This is a genomic window from Natronococcus pandeyae, from assembly GCF_008122205.1.
GTDB classification, from domain to species: Archaea; Halobacteriota; Halobacteria; order Halobacteriales; family Natrialbaceae; genus Natronococcus; species Natronococcus pandeyae.
The window spans coordinates 243,487-262,278 of sequence record NZ_PHNJ01000006.1 but is presented as its reverse complement, the minus strand read 5'-3'; the positions used below and the strand labels follow the sequence as shown (position 1 = coordinate 262,278).

Here is an 18,792-nt window from a genome sequence, read left to right as displayed (position 1 = left end):
TCGAGAGCGTCGCCGAATAACGAATCCGTGCTAGCTACCGGTACTGGCCTCGAGTGCGTCCCTACTCGATGTCGATCCGGTGGCCGTCCTCGTCGCGCTCGTCCTCGAGGATTGGGAGTCGAACCTCGAGGACGCCGTTGTGGTAGCTCGCCGTGATCTCGTCGGTCACGATCTCCTTCGGGACCGGGACCTGCTTTGCGACCCGGCGCGAGCGCATGGATCGGTAGGCGTCCGAGCCGTCCTCGGCGTCGGTGTGGGCACGTACCGAGAGCGTGCCGTTGCGGAAGGAGAGGTCGATGTCCTCCTTTTCGAAGCCGGGCAGATCCACGACGAAGACGTAGGCGTCGCCCTCGTCCTCGAGGTTCGCCGTCGGCTCGGCCTCGAGCGCCTTCACGTCGACGCCCCCCTCGAGCATCGGTCGAGCGGGTCGGTATCCCTGCGCTGCAAACTCGTCCATCCAGGACGACCGGAACTGGTCGAACATGCGGTCCATCTCGCGGAACATGCGGTTCATTTCGTCGAAGGATCTCATGGGTGATCGAGATATATAGGCCACAATTGATAATAAAGGTTCCTGGACACGGGATAGCACGCCGCTACAGTGCCATATCGCGGGAATCGGTGTCGCCGACGCAGTCCTGCTCGTCGGCGAGTCGTTCGCAGGCCTCCCGGAGGAGTCCGTCGAGAATTTCCGGCGTCGTGGGGTGGTAGGCCCGCTTTGGCACCTCGCGGACGTCCAGTTTCATCTCGACGGCGATCTGCATCGTCTTCGCCATCACGTCGGCGTGGAGGTGCAGTCCCTGGTAGCCCAGCACGGATCCGTTCTCGGCGTCGACGACGAGCGTCGCCCGCCCCTCGGGGTGATTTTTCGTCTTGAAGACGCCGTCGGAACTGGCCTCGCGCGTGACCACGAAGGCGTCCATGTCGGAGGCGGAGGCCGTCGCGGGCGTGTGGCCGACGCGAGCGAACGGATACGCTCCCAGTCCGGAGAAGATCACGTGGTGCGGGACGGCAGCGTACGGTTCGCACTCCTCGTCCCGGGCGTGGTGGACGACGTTCTCCGCCGCCGCAAAGCCCTGTTCCTTCGCGACGTGGAGGATCGGCTCGCGGCCGTTCGCGTCGCCGACGACGAAGACCCGCTCGTCGGTGGTCGACTGCATCGTCGACTCCACCCAGCCGTCGCCGGGCTCGAGTCCCGTCGACTCGAGCCCCAGCCCGTCCAGATTTGGGCGTCGACCCGTAAAGCAGTAGAGTTCGTCGGCCTCGAGCACCTGCTCCTCGCCTCGCTCCGCCCCGTCTCGTTCGGCGGAGAGCCGGACGCCGCCGTCGTCGGTTCGCTCGAGTCGCTTCTCGTCGGTGTTCGTCAGCACCTCGATGCCGAAGTGGTCGCGGTAGAGGTCGAGGATCGTCTCGCCGTAGGCGGGTTCCATCTCGTCCAGCGGGTGGTCGTCGTGCTCGATCACGGTGAGATCGACGCCGCCGACCTCGCTGAGATAGGGTGCGAGTTCGAGGCCGATGTAGCCAAAGCCCATGACGATGCCCGAGTCGGGAAACGTCGTCGCGTCGAGGACGTCCGCGCTGGCCTGAAAATCGACCTCGTCGATCCCCGGCAGATCGGGCACGTTGAGCGTCGAACCGGTCGCGACGACGACGTAATCGGGCTCGATCCGACGGCCGTCGACCTCGAGCACTCGGTCGTCGACGAATCGCGCGGCCTTGTGAATAAATTCGACGTTCTCACGCTCCGCGAGGTCGTGAACGTGTCCGCGACGGTGTTCGGCGAAGTTCGAAATGTGCTCGTCCTTCCGGGTGACGACGGCCTCCGGGTCGACCTCGGGGACGCCCTCGAGTCGCTCGTCGTGGCGCGCCTGGTAGCGGTGTTTGCCGGCCGAAAGGATCTCCTTCGAGGGCATACAGCCATCCAGGATACAGAGCCCGCCGCCGGGATCGCCGTCGTCGATCAGCGTCAGTTCGAGTTCGGGGAGTCTCCCCGCTCGGTCGAGTAATCCGTTGGCGACGGCGACCCCTGCGCTTCCGTACGCCCCGATGATCGCGACGTGAACCATACCCCGGATACGCCGGTGGGGCAAAAAGACGTTCTGCAGGACGGGTCAGTCGCCTGCGAGCGGAAGACGATCGGATACGTAACCGTTCGTAGAACAATTCGACTGTTCGGCTGGTGTGCGACGGTCCGGAAACGAGGCTCGTCCCGGGTGAAGACTACCGCGAAATTTCCTCGTCGTCCTCCGAGACGACCCCCTCGACCTCCTCTCTGGTGACGAGGGCGACGTCGCCGGGAATCGTTCGCTTGAGCGCCGCCGTCGCCGCGCCGTACTCGAGCGCGGTCGGCACGTCGTCGCCGTCGAGTCGGCGAGCGAGGAACGCACCGGTGAACGCGTCACCGGTCCCGATCGGGTCGACGGTTTCGGTCTCGTAGGCACCGTGATCGTAGACCGTGTTGTCGTGCCAGGCCAGCGCCCCCTTCGAGCCGCGCGTGACGACGACGGTGGTGAAGTCGAACTGCGAGCCGAGGGTGTGTGCGAGCTGTCGCGGATCCCCGTCGATGTCGAGGACGTTCTGGGCGTCTCGAGCGGCGATCACGAGCACGTCGATACCCGGGAAGAGCTTCGTCAACGTCCCCTTCGCCTCTTCGGGCGACCAGAGCTTCCGCCGGTAGTTGAAGTCGAAGGCGGTGGTGGTTCCGCCCTGTCTGGCCGCCTTGAGCATGTTCATCGTCGTCTCGCGGAGCGTCGGCGAGAGCGCGGGCGTGATCCCGGTGGTAAAGAAGACGTCCGCACCCTGGATCAGATCGACGTCGAACTCCTGGGCCTCGGCGGTCGAGATGGCGGTGTTACCCCGGTCGTAAATGACGTTTGTGCCGCGGGGTTTCCCGCCGTGCTCGAGATAGTACGTTCCCTGTCGTCCCTCGTCGCTCCAGACGACGTCCGTCTCGATGCCGTACTTGTTGAGTTCGGCGACGACGCGCCGGCCGAGCGGCGAGTCGGGCAGCTTCGAGGTCCAGGTCGAGTCCGCCGACCCCAGGCGCTGGGCGGCGATGGCGACGTTGCTCTCGGCTCCTGCGGCGCGGAGTTCGAGTTCGTCGGTGTCCTCGAGCCGCCGGTGGTCGGGCGGCGAGAGGCGGAGCATCGTCTCTCCGAAGGTGACGACGTCGCTCACGGTTCGGCCCTCCGGGTCGCTTTCGCGGTGATCGGTGTGACAGTCATACCTGATGGATGGCACGGGTGCGCTATAAGTGGTGGCGATGTGGCGCGTGACGAACGGCTACAGCAACGGCGCCGACTCGAGCGAGACGACTGCCTCGTCGTCGCGCTCGCGCTCGAGTGCGGTCTCGAGTCCGAACGCGTCGAGCAACTCGCGGCTCGCTTCGACGTGGTCGGTTACGCGCGGCACGCGAACGCGCCCACCAGCGAGCGCGAGGTAGACGAGCAGCTGATCGCCCATCTGCGGATCGACGGGGGCTCTCCCCTCGAGAAATCGGTTCGCGGCGTCGGCCGCGTCCTCACCGACCCGTTCGGCCGGCTTTCCGCGTTCGCCGAGGGCGCTGAAGCCGGCGATGCCGCTCCCGTGATCGACGCGGATCACCAGCGCGGAGCCGGGTGAAGGGCTCGTCGCGGTTCGCTCCTGGCGCTCGAGCACCTCGAGACCGTCCGCGTCGCCATCCTCGCCGTCCCCGCCGTCTTCCGCGCGCTCGCCTACGAGATCGAGTCGCTCGAGTGCCCCCTCGAGCTGTCGGTGTGCCACGTCCTGCTCCGCGAGCGCGGCCGCCTCGGTCGAGTAGAGCCGGACGCCCTCGAGGGTACCCCGCTCGACGAGTTCGATCGGCTCGAGCGTCGACGGCGCGAGTCGCAGCGTCGCTCGTCCGCCACCGTTCGGGAAGAATCCACGTCGGTCGACCTCGCAGGACGCGACGAGCCCGTACCGGCCCAGCAGGGGCAGTTTCACCTGTCTCGTGTAATCGAGCGGCGGCGACCACGCCACGTCCGTGCCGCCGGTGACGGTGATCGACAGCGGCGACTCGAGCACCGTCGCGAGCGGGAGGAGCGCGTCGAACAGCAGGGTCACGCTCCCCGCGGTGCCGATGTCGACGGCGTAGCTGCCGCCCTCGAGGCTGGCCGTGTCGGAATCGCTCTCGTTCCCGTTCGATAGCCCCGGATCGAACTCGACCGTCTCCGCGTCGAGTTCGGCCCCCGACACCTCGGCGTCGCAGAGCTCGGCCATCGTCTCGACGACGGCCAGGTGCTGGTGGGCGAGGCCCGGGTCGGGTCGGTCGCCGCGGACGTTCTCGAGTCGTACGGGTTCGTTCTCGAGCACGGACAGCGTGAGGGCGGACCGGACGAACTGGCCGCCCGCGTTCGAGCCGTCGAGTTCGCGCATGACTGGAGGTTCGGTCTCGAGCGACGTACCGTTGCCGAACGCCTCCCGTTCGGCTGGCCGTCTCGGTTCGCCGACTCGCGAGAGGGGGCGCCAGCAGGGCGGTTGCGCCGCGGTCGCTACCCGCCGTGGCCGGGATAGTCGCGCTCGAACCGGTCTTCGATCTCGCCCTCGTCGAGTTGGACGACGACGGGCCGGCCGTGCGGGCAGGAGTAGGGGTTCTCACAGTCGTCAAGCGCCGCGAGCAGGTCGACGACCGAGCCCTCGGTCAGCGAGGTGTTCCCCGTGATCGACGGGTAACAGGCCAGGTCGCCGAGGAACTCGTCGGCCAGCGCGTCGATCGTCTCGGCGCCGGCCTCGCGATCACCCTCGACGAACGAGGTGAGGACGTCTCGCAACCGGGCGGGTTCGATCGTCTCCTCGAGCACCGCGGGGACGGTCGTCACCGCGACCGTCCGATCGTCGACCCGGTCGGCGTAGAACCCCAGCCGAGCGAGCGCCTCGCGGTAGCTCTCGAACGCCTCGGCCTCCGCAGCGGTTAGCTCGAGTTCGACCGGCGAGGCCAGTGCCTGCGAGGCGGGGTCGTCGGCGAAGGCGTCCCGCAGACGCTCGTAGTTGACGCGCTCGTCGGCGGCGTGCTGGTCGACGAGCACGAGCCCCGTCGGCGCCTCGCAGACGAGGTAGGTATCCTGGTACTGGCCGAGCACCTGCAGCGGCGGGAGCGAGTCGAAGTCGGACGCCTCGCCGTTTGCGGCCTCTCCGCCGAGCGTTCGCTGCTCGGTCGGGCCGGAGAAGCGCTGGCTCGAGTCGTCACGATCGTGCTGAGGGAGTTCGGTCGCGTCTCGGTCGCGCCCCTGAGTCGATCCGGTGGTCACCGCGTTGTCGTCGTCCGGCGATTGCAGATCGTCTTCGACCGACTGCGGACGGTCGGCATCCGCCTCGAGCGACGCTTCGGAATCGTCGCCGGCAGACTCCGAGGAGAGCGTCTCGTCCCCGTCCGGTCGATCCACGTCGCTGGGAGTGCTCGCGTCGGGCGAGACCGACCCCCCTCCTTCGGCTCCGCCCGCTCGAGGCCCCGCCGACGGCTGCGTTCGCGCCTCGGACCCCGTCGGCGGGGACGCGGACGTCCCGGGTCCGGGCTCCGATTCGGATCCAGACGCCGTCCCCTGAGACTCCGCCGTCTCGGTATCGTCGGCACCCCTCGAGCCCTCTGCGGTCGAACCGTCCGCGGTATCGTCGGCACTCCCGGTCCCGGGCTCGAGTCGTGTCTCGTCGGGAGCCGATCGGCCGCGGGGTGCCCGCGAGCGCAACAGACCGTGCTCGAGCAGCGCGCGCTCGACGGCGGCGTCGACCTGCCGGCGGACCGCGTCGTCGTCGTCGAACCGCACCTCGCGCTTCCGGGGGTGGACGTTCACGTCGACGGCGTCGCCGGGCACGTCGAGGAAGAGCACGACGAACGGGTAGCGATCGCCGCCGAGCTGGGTGCCGTAGGCGCCCATGATCCCCTCCCGGACCGCGTCAGCCGTCACTGCTCGGCCGTTGACATACGTGGCGAGGTACTCCCGGCTCGAGCGGTTCGTCTCGGGGTGGGAGACCAGTCCGGTGACGGACTCGAGGGGGCCGACCGGGAGCTCGTCGCCGTCGGCCTCGACCGGGATCATCGCGGCGGCGACCTCGCGGCCGTAGACCGAGAGGACGGCGGCCTGCAGGTCGCCCTGTCCGGTCGTGGAGAAGACTTCGCGGCCGTCGTGGGTCAGCGAGACCGCGACGTCGGGGTTCGCCAGCGCGTAGCGCGTGACGACGCGGTTGACGTGGGCGAACTCGGTCGCCGTCGTCTTGAGGAACTTCCGGCGCGCGGGAGTGTTGTAGAAGAGGTCCTCGACCTCGACGGTCGTCCCCGCGGGACAGCCCGTCGGCTCGACCGAAACGACGTCGCCACCCTCGTAGACGAGTTCGGTCCCGGCGCCGTCCGCGTCCCGGGGCCGGCTCCGAATGTTCAGCTTCGAGACCGAACCGATGGTGTGCAGCGCCTCGCCGCGAAAGCCCAGCGTCGCGACGCCGGACTCGAGGTCCTCGAGTCCCTCGATTTTGCTCGTCGTGTGCTGGCGGACGGCCGCCCGGAGGTCCGCCTCGGCCATGCCGCGGCCGTCGTCGGCGACCCGGATCAGCTCGGTGCCGCCGGATTCGATCGTGACGTCGACGCTCGAGGCGCCGGCGTCGAGACTGTTCTCGACGAGTTCCTTGACCGCGCTTGCGGGTCGCTCGACGACCTCGCCGGCGGCGATCCGGGCGACGGTATCCTCGTCGAGCTGTCGAATCTCGGTTCCATCCGGTGGGCTGTCGTCGCTCATGGTACTGTAGTGACGTCGGTGAACTCGAGCGTCCGACCGTTCCCGCGTGTCATCGATACATCGTACTCAGGGCGGCTGGTTAGATCTTACGCGTCCGCGGGGTTACTCGAGGCCCAGATCGACGTCGAAGGAGTTTCCGGGCCGCGGAACGCCCTTCGCGGTGATCGTCTCGCCGGTCACGAACGAGGCGGCCGGACTCACGAGAAACTGGACGACGTCGGCGATCTCTTCGCTGTGGCCGATCCGGCGGTCGGTCTCCTCGCGCGACGGCATCTGCTCGCTCCGGATGCCGAGCGTGTCCGCGACGCCGGGCGTCTGGATCAGCCCGGGCGCCACGCAGTTGACCCGGATCCCGTCGTCGGCCCACTCGACGGCGAGCGTCTCTGTCAGCCGGATGATCGCGGCCTTCGCCGCGCTGTAGTGGCTCTCGTTCGGCGCCGGATGCTGGCCGTTCACGCTCGAGAGGTTGACGATGACCCCGCCGTCGCCCTCGCGCATGACCTCGCCGACGACCTGCGCGCAGTGGACCGTGCTGTTGAGGTTCAGGTCGATGATCGAGTTCCAACCGTTCGGCGAGATGTCCTCGAAGGGTGCGACGAACTCCCCGCCGGCGTTGTTCACGAGGATGTCAATGTCGCCGAACTCCTCGACCGTCTCCTCGACGAACGCCTCGACCTGCTCGCGCTCCCGGACGTTACACTCGATGGCGAACGCCTCACCGGCGTCCTCGGCCTCGTTGATCTCCTCGGCGACCGGGCCGACGCGATCCATCGAGCGAGAACAGATCGCGACGTCGGCGCCGCCCGCCGCCAGCGTCTCCGCGATGGCACGTCCGATTCCCTGACTCGCACCCGTGACGATCGCTGTCTTCCCCGCAACTCCGAACTCCGGTTCGTGCATCATCCTTACTGGATCGCTCGCCACCATATTTTTATCGATGGAAGCTACGAGTTTCAAATTCGTGTACGACGTTCGCTCTACTGCGGCGAACCGTAAACGGTAGGAGTTCGAGCCGTCGAAGTCGACACCTATGACTACGGATCGCGCCTCGATCCGACGGCCTCGAGCGTCTGCCGGCCCGGTGTTTTTCGGCGTCGCGGCCGTCCGTTCGGTATGGACCTGCGACGGGCCGGCTCCGTCGCTCGAGACGTGGTGAGCGTCATCCGCGAAAACAACGTGACGTTCATGGCCGGGAGCATCGCCCACGCGGCGTTTCTCTCGATCCTTCCGCTGCTGTTGTTGCTGTTCATCGTCGTCGGCGCGGTCGGTAACGAGTACCTGACCGAACAGGTCGTCGCGATGGCACACGAACACCTCAGCCCCGCCGGCGAGGGGCTGGTGTTCGAGGCGCTGACCCACGCCTCCGAGCGCGCCGGCGCGTCGCTCATCGGCGTCGCCTCGCTGCTGTGGGGTATGTTGCGGATCTTCCGCGGCATCAACACGGCGTTCGACGAACTCTACGGCGGGGAGGGGAGTTCGTTCCCGAAAAAACTGCTCGACGGCGTCGTCGTCTTCGGCGTGATCCTGATCGCGACCGTCGGCGCGGGGTTCGTCGCGGCCACGTTCGCCGCGGTCGATCATCCGCTCGTCGAGGCGGTCGCCCCGTTCGCGCTGTTCGCCGGGCTGACCGTCGCGTTCTTCCCGATGTACTACGTCTTTCCCGACCCCGATCTGGCCGTTCGCGAGGCCCTGCCCGGGGCGATCGTCGCCGCCGCGGGGTGGGTCCTGCTCGAGGGCGTCTTCGGCGTCTACGTCGGCCTCGTCGACACCGTCGGCACCTACGAGACGCTCGGGGCGGTCATCCTGTTGCTCGTCTGGCTCTACGGCAACGCGCTCGTCCTGCTCGTCGGCACGGCAGTGAACGTCGTGATCGGCGGCTACCACACCGCCGGTGAGGAGTTCGGAACCGACGACGGAACGGACACCGACGACGAAACGGACTCGACGGAACCCGTTCGCGTGTGAGTTCGAACCCGTGGCCTCGCTCTGGATCAGTAGTCGACCGGCGCCACGACCTCGTTTCGCCGCATGAACGGCGGCGTCCACGGATCGTTGTACTGATAGAGGACCGGCTTGCCGCGGGCCTCGAGCCCCCGTTCGCCGAGGGCCTCGAGCAGCGCTCGCTCGTTCCGTTCGACGCGCCCGTCCGTCGCGTACCAGGAAAAGCGCCGCGCTGCAACCGTTTGCGGTGGATCGACGACGAGCCGGACCGACGGATCGGTCGGCATCGGCGCGCTTTCGGGCGTGTACTCCGGCGGGAGGTAGAACGCCATCGACACCGTCTCCGCCGCTCGGTCGGTTCGAACCGGTGCCGTCATCGCGACCGACTCGCCGTCGCCGCGGGTCGTTCGTACCGGTGCCGTCATCGGAATCGACTCGCCGCTCGAGGCGACCGGTGCGGTCATCGCGATCTCCTCGCTCGCCTCGTTCTCCCCGGTGATGTACCGGTACAGGCGCCAGAAGGCGTCGTTCTCGCTCTCGGCGGTCGTCTCGACCAGCACGGTCTGCGGGTAGCGACGGATTTCGAAATCGTCCGCAGAGTCGAGGGTATCGTAGGGAACGCGCTCGGTCGTCTTGATGACGTACGCGCCCCAGCCGATCCAGGCTGTGAGGAGGGCGCCGGCGGCGGAAATCAGGGCGGCAGTGCGGGATCGCATACGCTACGTAGGGTGCCAGCCGACAAAACTCGAACTCCTGCTCAGCGAACCGGTCAGCCGAAAACGCCCCGCAGGACCGCGCCGAACCCGACGGCGCCGATGACGAACGAAACGAGTCCCCCGACGCCGGTCAGCGCGAGCCCGCCGTTGATCGCTGCAGCGACGAGGAGTGGCTTCGTCCATCCGTCCTCGCGGCCTACCAGTCGGACACCGATAGCCAGAAGCGCGATCGTCGCCCCCACCGCCCAGGCGAGATAGGCGACGATGACGAGCGGGATCGCTACCAGAATTCCGACGATCGTGAGCACGAGAACGGCGATGGCTAGCGCCAGCAGTATCAGAGCGAGGAACCCGTAGAGGAAGGACGCGAGCGGATCCTGGGGGACGTCTTCGACCATCCGCTCGGTGTATTCGGGGGACACTGCAACCAGGATCGCGCCGATAATGAGGGTCGTCAGGAACGCCCCGATCGCACCGCTGACGAGGCTGGACGGCCCGTCGAGCCCGGTGTCGACGTCGACGCCGTTCTGTAGCACGACCTCTGCACCGAGAAAAATACCGTCGATCATACTGTCTCGTCACCCGACAGTGGAATAATCCTACCGCCATCCGTCGATCGAACCGTCCGGGACCCCTAATCGACAGCCCGCCTCGACGGCGGCTCATACGGCCTGTCGTAACGATTTACCGGGGCAACCGCGATACGTCTGCGGTTGCCCCGGCAACGGCTTCCAGCGGACCGTATCAGTTCTCCTCGAGCGTCCGTTTCCACTCCTGGACCTTCGAGAGCAACTCGACCGGCGCCGTCTCGTTCACGTCGATATCCTCGAGGTCCTCGAGCACGCGCTTCGCATCGGGATCGAGTGTCTCGTTGGGGTCGCCTCCGTCAGAGGTCCCCTCCGACGAGGATCGCGAACCGCCCTCGGAACGCGATGCGTTCCGATGTGGATCGCGCTCGCTTCGCTCGCGCTCACCGTTGGTTCGCTCACCCCCATCCGCATTTGCTGGCCCCCGGAACTGCCCGCTCGAGACGTCGAACACCGTCTGGACGGGCTCGCTCGAGCCCCCGCCTTTGGCCTCGATGGCCTTCTCCTCCCGCAGGCGCTCGAGGACGTCCTGCGCTCGGTCGACGACGGGGTCGGGGACGCCGGCAAGGTCGGCGACGTGGATCCCGTAGCTGCGGTCGGTCGGGCCGTCTCGAACCGTTCGAAGGAAGGTGACGTCGCCGTCGCGCTCGTCGGCCGCGACGTGGACGTTGGCGACGCGGGGGAGCCGCTCGGCGAGCCCCGTCAGTTCGTGGTAGTGAGTCGCGAACAGCGTCTTCGCCTTGACCTCGTTGTGGAGGTACTCCGTGGCGGCCCAGGCGATGGAGATGCCGTCGTACGTCGCGGTCCCGCGACCGACTTCGTCGAGGATCACGAGCGACTCCTCGGTGGCCGTATGCAGGATGTTCGAGAGTTCGCTCATCTCGACCATGAACGTCGAGCGACCCTGTGCGAGTTCGTCGAGCGCTCCCACTCGAGTAAAGATGCCGTCGACCAGCCCGATCTCGGCCTCCTTCGCCGGAACGAAGCTCCCGATCTGGGCTAACAGGACGATCCCGGCGACCTGGCGCATGTACGTCGACTTCCCGGACATGTTGGGGCCGGTGACGACGAGGAAGCCCCGGTCTTCGTCTGCGCGCCCACTGGCGCGTTCTTGGCCGGCGGCGCCAGCCGCCGGCCCCAGTCGCACGTCGTTCGGGACGAACTCCGTCGTCTGCTCGACGACCGGGTGACGACCCTGGTCGATATCGAGTCGGTCGCCCCGCTGCAGGTCGGGTTTGACCCACCGGTTCTCCGCCGCGTGGGTCGCCAGGCTCGCGAGCGCGTCGACGGTCGCAAGCGTCCGGCCGACGTCCTGCAACAGTTCGGCCCGCGTCGCTACCTCCTCCCGAAGCTCCTCGAACAGATCGTACTCGAGGTCGCCGCGTCGCTCCTCTAAGCGCAGGATCTCGCGTTCTTTCTCCTCGAGTTCGTCGGTCGTGAACCGCTTCGAGTTCTTCAGCGTCTTGATCTGCTCGTAGTGGTCCGGGACGCCGTCGGCCGCGGACTTGCCCACCTGGATGTAGTAGCCGTCGGTCTTGTTCCGGTCGACAGTCACGTGTGAGAGGCCGTACTGGCGCTTCTCGCGCTCGGCGAGCGTGTCGAGCCACCCCTTGATTTCGTCGTGGCGCTCGATCACCTCGTCGAGTTCGTCGTCGTAGCCGTACTGGAGGAGTTCGCCCTGTGTCACCGTCGACGGCGGCTCCTCGGCGATGGCCTCCTCGAGCGTCTCGCGCAACTCGCGGGCGGCGTCTCGATCCGGTCGATCGACGATCCCCGAGAGCGGCGAGTCGGCCAGCTCCGGGTTCGAGGCGACGGCGTCGGCCACCGCGGGCAACACGCCCAGCGTCTCCTGGACGGCCAGCAGATCCCGCGCGTCGGCGCTGCCGTGGCTCGCCTTCGAGGCCAGCCGCGCCAGGTCGTAGGCGTCGCCGAGGGTGTCCTGGATCTCGTCGCGAGCGAGCGCGGCCGTCGACAGCGCCGCGACGCTCTCCTGGCGGCGCTCGAGGACCTCGAGCGACCGACGGGGACGCTGGAGCCACTCCTTCAGCAGGCGGCCGCCGGCGCTCGTCGCGGTGTGGTCGATCGTCGCGAACAGCGATCCCTCGCGCTCGCCCTGCATCGTCTCGGTGAGCTCGAGGTTGCGCTGGGTGGTCGCGTCGAGCGTGACGTGGTCGTCGCCGCGGTGGGCCTGGATGCGCGTCATCGAGGCCAGCACGCCGGCGCCGGTCTCCTCGACGTAGTCGAGCACCGCGCCCGCGGCGGCGACCGCCGGTTCGTCGACCGCCAGCCGCTCGACGGTCTCTCCGCCGAACTGATCGCGGACGGCGTGGGTCGCCCGCTTCGGGGCGAACGCCTCCGTGTCGTGGAGCGTCAGCGTCGCGTCGACGCGCTCGCGGACCAGATTCAGCAGGTCGTCGTCGGTCCGAACGTCGGGGCCCGGAAGCACCTCGACGGGGTCGAACCGGTAGAGTTCCGTCAGCGTTTCGTCGGCGTCGCCGGCCTCCGCGACGAGGAACCGGCCGGTCGTCACGTCGGCGAAGGCGAGTCCGTACGCAGGGTCGTCCGCCGACCCGGCGCTCGAGTCGGCCACGATCGCGGCCAGGTACTGGGCGTCGGCGTCGCTCGTCTCGAGCAGGGTGCCAGGCGTGACGACTCTGACGACCTCGCGTGCGTGTCCGGAGTCGGTCTCGTACTGATCGGCGACGGCCACGCGGTAGCCGCGTTCGACCAGCGCCTTCAGATACGGCGTCAGATCGTCGAGCGGCACGCCGGCCATCGGGTACGAGGAGCCGTGCGAGGATTTCTGGGAGACTTTGAGATCGAGTTCCTCGCTGACGAGTTCGGCGTCCTCGCCGAAGAATTCGTAGAAGTCGCCACACTGCATCGCCAGCAAGTCGGCGTCGGTGCCCTCTTTGAGCGAGAAGAATTCGCCGACGATGCCCGTCGCCTCGGTCATACGCGGTGACTGGCGGGCCACGACAAAAACCCTGCGGGATCCGCGGTGAAAGTGATCATCCGATGTGGTTGTCCGTGATGACAGTCATCGACGTTGCTACGGAGGACTATTACGCTCGCTGTCGTATGTTGTTTACCCCCATCATGGCTGCTCCTCGCGACTACCGCGTGCTCGTTCCGATCGACGTCCTCGGCGGCGAGAGCGTCCCGCGGACGGTTATCGACGCGTTCGCGTCGGTTCCGGTCGTCCTGCTGGGCTACCACGAACTCCCCGAACAGACGCCGCCGGACCAGGCGCGCGACCAGTACGGGACGCGCGCCCGCGCCGAACTCGACGAACTGCACGAGGTGTTCGAAGACGCCGGCTGCCTCGACGTCTCGTCGCGGCTCGTCTTCACGCACGACCGGCTGAAGACGTTCGAACGCGTCGCGGTCGAAACGTCGTGCGACGCGGTCTTGCTGCTCAACCCTGCACCGGTTCTCGAGAGCGTTCTCGTCGCGATCCGCGGCGACGTCAATCTCGAGTACATCGCCCGTTTCCTCGGGGGACTGCTCATCGACACGGATCTCGAGGTGACGTTCTTCCACGTCGTCCCCGACGAGGACGAGCGAGAGCGCGGTACCGAACTCCTCGACACTGCCGTCGACGAGCTGGCCGACACCGGCGTCGGCCGCGACCGGATCGACACCTCGCTCGTCGTCGACGGCTCACCGACCCGGGAGATTCTCGACGCCGCGAGCGATCAGGACCTGCTCGTCGTCGGCGAGAGTCGACCGTCGATTCGCCGGTTCATCTTCCGCGACCGGGCGAAGACGCTGGCCAGAGGGACGGTCGATCCGGTGCTGGTGATTCGCGGAGAGTATCTCGAGGCGGACGAGGGGGACAACGGAGACGCGACCGGCAGCGAGACCGTGGAGACGGACGACGTCGACGTGATCAACGACTCCCCCTGATCCGTCTCGAGGCGGCGTGTGCCCCGACGGAAGCGCCTACCGAAAGATCCACGGATAACTTCCCTTCCCCGAGTGGAACTCGCCCGAGACGGACTGCCACTCCTCGTCGACGGAACGGTCGACCGCCGAAACGCGGCCGTCGTAGTAGTTCCCGCTCCACCCGCCGGACCACCAGCTGTTCTGGCCGGCGTGGTCGACGAAGAGGTCGATCGACGCGTTCTCGGCACCTGTTCCATCGATCATGACGCGGCTGTCGAACGTGTAGCTCTCTGCCCGGTCGGCCCAGCCGGCGTGACCCGTGTTGGGGACCTCCGTCACGTTGTAGGCGGGCGAAACGACCGGCTCGCTGCCGAGGGGCGATCGGGTTTCGATGGGATCGTCCGACTCGACGACGGTACGCAGGTGTATCGTCCCCGAGGGTATCTCCGGGAGATCGGTATCGTCGTCCTCGACGTTGCCCGGCCCGGCCGGAACTCCGTCGTCGGGCTGTCGATGGACCGTGCGTTCTTCGAGCGACACGTTCGAGAGGTGGACCTCGAGCATCGGCCCGTGCTCGGTTTCGGCCACGTCAGCCTCCCACGATCCGACGGACGCACCGTAGGTGTCGACGGAAAACTCACCGACGACCGCACCCTCCTCGTCGGCGGGAACCGGCAGGGTGACCATCAGTTCGTCGACGGCCCGATCCGTCGTGACGCTGGCGTCGTACTGGTACTCGCTCGCGTGCGAGTTGTACGCCACCGCCGTCGCTCCCACGAAGAGCACGCCGACCAGAAGGACGAGTACGAGTGCGACCGCGAGAGCGGTGATGCCGACGAGTTTCCCGGCTCGACGACCGTCCAGCTCCTCGAACAGAACGAATTTTTGATCCATGGATAGAGAACGCTGCCGAGAGCACATAGGCTCGCACTGATACGCCGTACCACCGAGAACGAACCACGGCGAGAGCCGTGTGAACAGCGGGGACGGTTCCGATTACGAATCCTTCATGGCCGCCGCTCGATCGGCGCGTTTGTTGCTCTCGTCGCTTTCTTCGACGTTCCGGACGACGAGCACCGGTCCGACCGATTCGGCGGCGACGCGTTCGGCGTCCTCGCCGAAGACAAGCGTCCGGAGCGACGGCGCTCGCTCACCCATGACGATCGCGTCGTGGTCGACCGCCGCGTCGGCGAGCGCCTCGAGCGGCGGTTCGCCGACCGCGAGCTCGGTTTGCACGTCGATACCGCGGTTTGCGAGGGGGACGGCGGCCGTCTCGAGCAGTTCTCGGCCACCGGGTCCGTCGTCGGTCGCGAGAAAGAGCGTGACGCCGATGTCGCGCTCGCCGACCAGTTCCCCCACGAACGAGACGATTCGCTGGACGGCGACGTCGCCCGTCAGCGCCACGAGGAGCCGATCGATCGGACCGGTCGCGCCCGGGATGGCGTAGACGTCCGACTTCGTCTCCGCAGCGACTCGATCGAACGTCTGCTTTCGGTCGTGCGTAAAGACGAGGCGGTAGTCGGCGGTCCCGTCCGCTGCCCCGAACTCCGTCGCGAGATCCTCGAGCGCGTCGGTCGCACGCTCCTCGTACTGCAGCCGTGCCTGGTCGGGCGGCGTCTGCTCGGGCAACACGTGATAGCCCAGCACGGTGACGTTCATCGGCTCGAGCAGCGTCGTCAGCCCGGCCGAGACCGATTCGCCCTTCAGTATCGCCAGCGGAACGAGTATGCGTGTCATAGTGCACCTTTCAGGTTGACGTCGCGAGCGTAGTAGAGGTACCAGCCGGCGGTCGCGATCATGATCCCGATGCCGACGAACTGCGAGGCAGGCTGCATGAACCCGATCAGCGCGAAGCTGGCGATCGCACCGAGCGCCGGAACGACGGGGTAGCCGGGCACCCGGAAATCGGGGTCGTACCACTCCGGTTCGTTTCGCCGCAGTGCGATCAGCGCCACGCAGATCAGCCCGTACATGATGAGATGCAGGAACGAGGCGACCTCGGCGAGGAGCTCCACGCGACCGGTCGCAGTCAGGACGAGGATCGGTCCGCCGGCCAGCCCCAGCGCGACGTGTGGCGTGCCGTACCGGAGGTTGATGCGGCTCGCTCCCCGCGGTAACAGGGCGTCCTTCGAGACGGCATAGATGGCTCGAGACGTGCTGAGCACCGACGCGTTGGCGCTCGACATCGTCGCGAGCAACCCCCCGAAGACGATCGCGAACGCGCCGACGGCGCCGAGGTAGTGGCGACCCACTTCGACCATCGCCGTCTCGCCGAACTGCGAGAGCTGTTCGCTCCCGAACGCGCTCGTGGCGATAAAGATCGTCGCCACGTAGAGAACGCCGACGACGAGCACCGAGCCGACCATCGCCAGCGGCAGGTTCCGCCCAGGATCTTTCATCTCCCCGGCGACGGTCGCCACCTGCGCGAAGCCGAGATAGGAGGTGAAGACGAGCGCCGCCGTCGTCAGTATGGGCATCGTCCCGAGCGGAGCGAACTGCTCGGGTGCCGTCGGTTCGCCCACGAGCCCGGCTGCGTCGAGGCCGCCGTATCCCAGAAAAACGACCAGGATCGACAGCAACAGCGCGACGATTCCGTTCTGGAGCTTCGCTGCGTTTTCCGTACCCGTGACGTTTAGAACCGTAAAGCCCGCACCGAACAACAGCGCCAGCGGGATGACGAGTTCCCCACCGACCGCGAGCCCGAGTTCGGCGAGCGTGTCGACGGCGTAGTAGCCGAAGCCGACGAGATAGAAGGCCGTCGCGAACACCAGCCCGAACCACAGCGAGAGCCCGACGACGGCCCCGGCGAGCGTGCCCAGTCCGCGCGAAATGAAGTAGTAGCCGCCGCCGCTTTTGGGCATCGCCGTCGCGAGTTCGGAGGCCGGCAGTGCAACCAACAGCGCGACGACGGCCCCGATGGCGAACGACGCCGCTGCGGCGGGCCCGGCCCGACCAGCCGCGAGTCCAGGGAAGACGAAAATACCGGCACCGATCATCGTTCCGATCCCGATCGCGAGTCCGCCGGAGAGTCCGAGCGTTCGCTCGAGTTCGGCCTCGTCGGTGATCGACGCCTCGTCGGTTTCGACCGTCGGCTCGATCTGGGGCGACTCACCCTCGATATTGCTACCCTCGACCGGCGGCGATGGATCACCCATAGTGGGTATGATTCACGCCAGCGTATTTTATTGTACCACATGAACGACTGCCGTCGGCGTGATACCGCCGACGTCGATTAGAACAGGAGTCCGCCGAGTGGGACGTCCGCCTCCGGCTCCACGAGAACTGGATACCCTTCCTCGTCGGGGACGCCGACGGTCAGCGCCTCGGATTTGAAGCCGGCGATTCGGACCGTGCCGAGGTTCGTCGCACACAGCACCTGCCGGCCCTCGAGTTCGTCGGGTTCGTAGTGGTGATCCAGCTGCGCGGCAGACTGGATCTCGCCGTCGTCCTCTCCGAGGTCGATCCAGAGCTTCGTCATCTTCGGCTTGTTCGCTTCCGGAAACGACTCCGCCTCGAGTACTTCGCCGACACGGATCTCGACGTCGAACGGACTCTCGATGTCTGCCATAATCTTCCTTTCTGATCGGTGCATCAAAAATCGATCGTCCCAGCAGGATTCGAGCCGCTCGCCGACGCGTACTAGCACGATCGTTCAGTTAATCTTCCCCGACTATTCCACGAATATTGATAATGGGTTTATATAAATCGCATTCGAACAGGTGTGCAATAGACGGTGCGACGCAATGAGTTATATCGCCGAAGTTTCGTTCACCCATCCCAGACTCCATCTGGGGGCGGTACTCGAGTCGCTCCCGGAAGCCGTCGCCGAGATCAAACCGCAACCGGTGACGGATCTCACCGAACCGACGCTGTTCTACTCCGTCACGAACGTCGATACGGGCGCGTTCGAGTCAGCCTGCAACGAGATCGATTCGATCACCGACTGGGATCGACTCCTCGAGATAGACGACACCGGGCTCTACCGGGTGACCTCGGATCCGGACGTACGAACGGTCTCGCCGGTAATCTCGGATCTCGACGGCTGTGTTCTCGCCGCCAGTAGCTACGAGGGAGTCTGGACGTATCTGCTGTACGTCAGCGACAGGGAGATCCTTACTGGACTGACCGAGCACTGCGACCGAGCGGGGATTACGTACCAGCTGAAGCGGTTGTACCCCGTCGAAACGTACGCCGATCTGCAGTGTGAGGCGCGTCTCGGCCTGGAGTTGACGGACCGACAGCAAGAGGTCGCGACGACGGCGGCGGCGATGGGGTACTTCGATCCCGACGGCGCAGGGGCTGACGAAGTAGCCGACGAACTCGACATCTCCAGATCGACGCTTTCGGGTCACCTGCGGCTCATCACGAACAAGGTGTACGACGAACTCTTCGTGGAAAATCCGCGGGCCTACCTGTAGTAGTCTCTCTCCACCTGTAGTATTCCACCTGATATAAGACGCCTGATTATGAGACGGTAAACCGAACCGTCTCTCTCTGGAGACTAGAGACGATGTCTGAGATAGTACCGATAGAGAACGGTGCAGAATTCGGCCGGCCGAGTCTCGAGGTGATTTCGGCGGTGGCCGAGCGCGAGGACTGCCAGCCGTCGGAGCTCCGGCCACCGCTTTACAGTGTCGTCGACCCCGAAACGCTGGATCGACTCTGGAGATCGGCGAGTGACACCCCACACGAAGTCGACGCCAGCGTGAGTTTCACTTACTGTGGATACGACGTGACGATCGAAAGCGACGGAACGGTCTCCGTCGAAACCCGTTCGACCGACTGAGTTCCGGTCTCGCTCCACAGTCTCACCATCGTGTTCTCGTCTCCCTCCGTTCGAGAGGAATCGATCGCAACTGCGAGACGGAGAACCGGAACGGGCGACGCCTATTACGCGTTCGCAGTTCCGCCCATCTC

17 protein-coding genes are annotated in these 18,792 nt (G+C 66.5%); 4 read left to right on the top strand and 13 right to left on the bottom strand.

What is annotated here, in order from left to right; genetic code table 11:
- Window positions 1-61: 61 nt before the first annotated feature.
- The 6 genes from CV102_RS13650 to CV102_RS13625 form a co-directional block, all read right to left on the bottom strand.
- Window positions 62-532 (bottom strand): Hsp20/alpha crystallin family protein, encoded by a 471-nt coding sequence (locus CV102_RS13650; RefSeq protein WP_148858564.1) that lies wholly within the window; start codon window positions 530-532, stop codon window positions 62-64.
- Window positions 533-596: 64 nt separating this feature from the next.
- Window positions 597-2,066 (bottom strand): dihydrolipoyl dehydrogenase family protein, encoded by a 1,470-nt coding sequence (locus CV102_RS13645; protein ID WP_148858563.1) that lies wholly within the window; start codon window positions 2,064-2,066, stop codon window positions 597-599.
- A 154-nt stretch (window positions 2,067-2,220) separates the two neighbouring features.
- The gene (kdgK1, locus tag CV102_RS13640; RefSeq protein WP_148858562.1) at window positions 2,221-3,177 is read right to left on the bottom strand and encodes a bifunctional 2-dehydro-3-deoxygluconokinase/2-dehydro-3-deoxygalactonokinase; all 957 of its coding nucleotides are present in this window, start codon (window positions 3,175-3,177) and stop codon (window positions 2,221-2,223) included.
- A 105-nt stretch (window positions 3,178-3,282) separates the two neighbouring features.
- Window positions 3,283-4,395: an RNA 3'-terminal phosphate cyclase gene (gene rtcA, locus CV102_RS13635; RefSeq protein ID WP_148858561.1), complete on the bottom strand. Its 1,113-nt coding sequence runs from the start codon at window positions 4,393-4,395 to the stop codon at window positions 3,283-3,285.
- Window positions 4,396-4,511: 116 nt separating this feature from the next.
- Window positions 4,512-6,743, bottom strand: coding sequence for a DNA mismatch repair endonuclease MutL (gene mutL, locus CV102_RS13630; protein WP_148858560.1), 2,232 nt, complete (start codon window positions 6,741-6,743; stop codon window positions 4,512-4,514).
- A 102-nt stretch (window positions 6,744-6,845) separates the two neighbouring features.
- A complete protein-coding gene (locus CV102_RS13625) occupies window positions 6,846-7,643 on the bottom strand; it encodes an SDR family NAD(P)-dependent oxidoreductase (protein WP_148858559.1) in 798 nt (265 codons plus the stop codon).
- 213 nt (window positions 7,644-7,856) lie between these two features.
- Between CV102_RS13625 and CV102_RS13620 the strand changes: the two genes are divergently transcribed.
- A complete protein-coding gene (locus CV102_RS13620; protein WP_148858558.1) occupies window positions 7,857-8,708 on the top strand; it encodes a YihY/virulence factor BrkB family protein in 852 nt (283 codons plus the stop codon).
- Between the two features lie 26 nt (window positions 8,709-8,734).
- On the opposite strand, the gene CV102_RS13615 is transcribed toward CV102_RS13620, so the two are convergent.
- From CV102_RS13615 to mutS, 3 genes are all read right to left on the bottom strand, one after another.
- Window positions 8,735-9,400 (bottom strand): SOUL family heme-binding protein, encoded by a 666-nt coding sequence (locus CV102_RS13615; protein WP_148858557.1) that lies wholly within the window; start codon window positions 9,398-9,400, stop codon window positions 8,735-8,737.
- A gap of 53 nt (window positions 9,401-9,453) precedes the next feature.
- Entirely contained in the window at window positions 9,454-9,969 is a 516-nt protein-coding gene (locus CV102_RS13610) for a hypothetical protein (protein ID WP_148858556.1), read from the bottom strand.
- A 175-nt stretch (window positions 9,970-10,144) separates the two neighbouring features.
- Window positions 10,145-12,943 (bottom strand): DNA mismatch repair protein MutS, encoded by a 2,799-nt coding sequence (mutS, locus tag CV102_RS13605; protein WP_148858555.1) that lies wholly within the window; start codon window positions 12,941-12,943, stop codon window positions 10,145-10,147.
- A gap of 143 nt (window positions 12,944-13,086) precedes the next feature.
- Between mutS and CV102_RS13600 the strand changes: the two genes are divergently transcribed.
- Window positions 13,087-13,896 carry a universal stress protein gene (locus tag CV102_RS13600; RefSeq protein WP_148858554.1) on the top strand — a complete coding sequence of 270 codons (810 nt, stop codon included), beginning with the start codon at window positions 13,087-13,089 and terminating at the stop codon, window positions 13,894-13,896.
- Window positions 13,897-13,932: 36 nt separating this feature from the next.
- Here CV102_RS13600 and CV102_RS13595 read toward each other — a convergent pair whose 3' ends face one another.
- The 4 genes from CV102_RS13595 to CV102_RS13580 all read right to left on the bottom strand — a co-directional run bounded on the left by CV102_RS13595 (window position 13,933) and on the right by CV102_RS13580 (window position 17,443).
- Window positions 13,933-14,769, bottom strand: a complete 837-nt coding sequence (locus tag CV102_RS13595; RefSeq protein ID WP_148858553.1) for a hypothetical protein — start codon at window positions 14,767-14,769, stop codon at window positions 13,933-13,935.
- 102 nt (window positions 14,770-14,871) lie between these two features.
- On the bottom strand, window positions 14,872-15,612 hold the full coding sequence (locus CV102_RS13590; RefSeq protein WP_148858552.1) for a universal stress protein: 741 nt from the start codon (window positions 15,610-15,612) through the stop codon (window positions 14,872-14,874).
- Window positions 15,609-17,030, bottom strand: a complete 1,422-nt coding sequence (locus tag CV102_RS13585) for an APC family permease (RefSeq protein ID WP_148858551.1) — start codon at window positions 17,028-17,030, stop codon at window positions 15,609-15,611. The genes CV102_RS13590 and CV102_RS13585 overlap by 4 nt, the downstream gene beginning before the upstream one ends.
- Window positions 17,031-17,107: 77 nt before the next feature.
- The gene (locus CV102_RS13580; protein ID WP_148858550.1) at window positions 17,108-17,443 is read right to left on the bottom strand and encodes a tRNA-binding protein; all 336 of its coding nucleotides are present in this window, start codon (window positions 17,441-17,443) and stop codon (window positions 17,108-17,110) included.
- Window positions 17,444-17,618: 175 nt separating this feature from the next.
- Between CV102_RS13580 and CV102_RS13575 the strand changes: the two genes are divergently transcribed.
- Window positions 17,619-18,293: a helix-turn-helix domain-containing protein gene (locus tag CV102_RS13575; protein WP_148858549.1), complete on the top strand. Its 675-nt coding sequence runs from the start codon at window positions 17,619-17,621 to the stop codon at window positions 18,291-18,293.
- Window positions 18,294-18,385: 92 nt separating this feature from the next.
- Window positions 18,386-18,661, top strand: a complete 276-nt coding sequence (locus CV102_RS13570) for a HalOD1 output domain-containing protein (protein WP_148858548.1) — start codon at window positions 18,386-18,388, stop codon at window positions 18,659-18,661.
- Window positions 18,662-18,792: the final 131 nt, after the last annotated feature.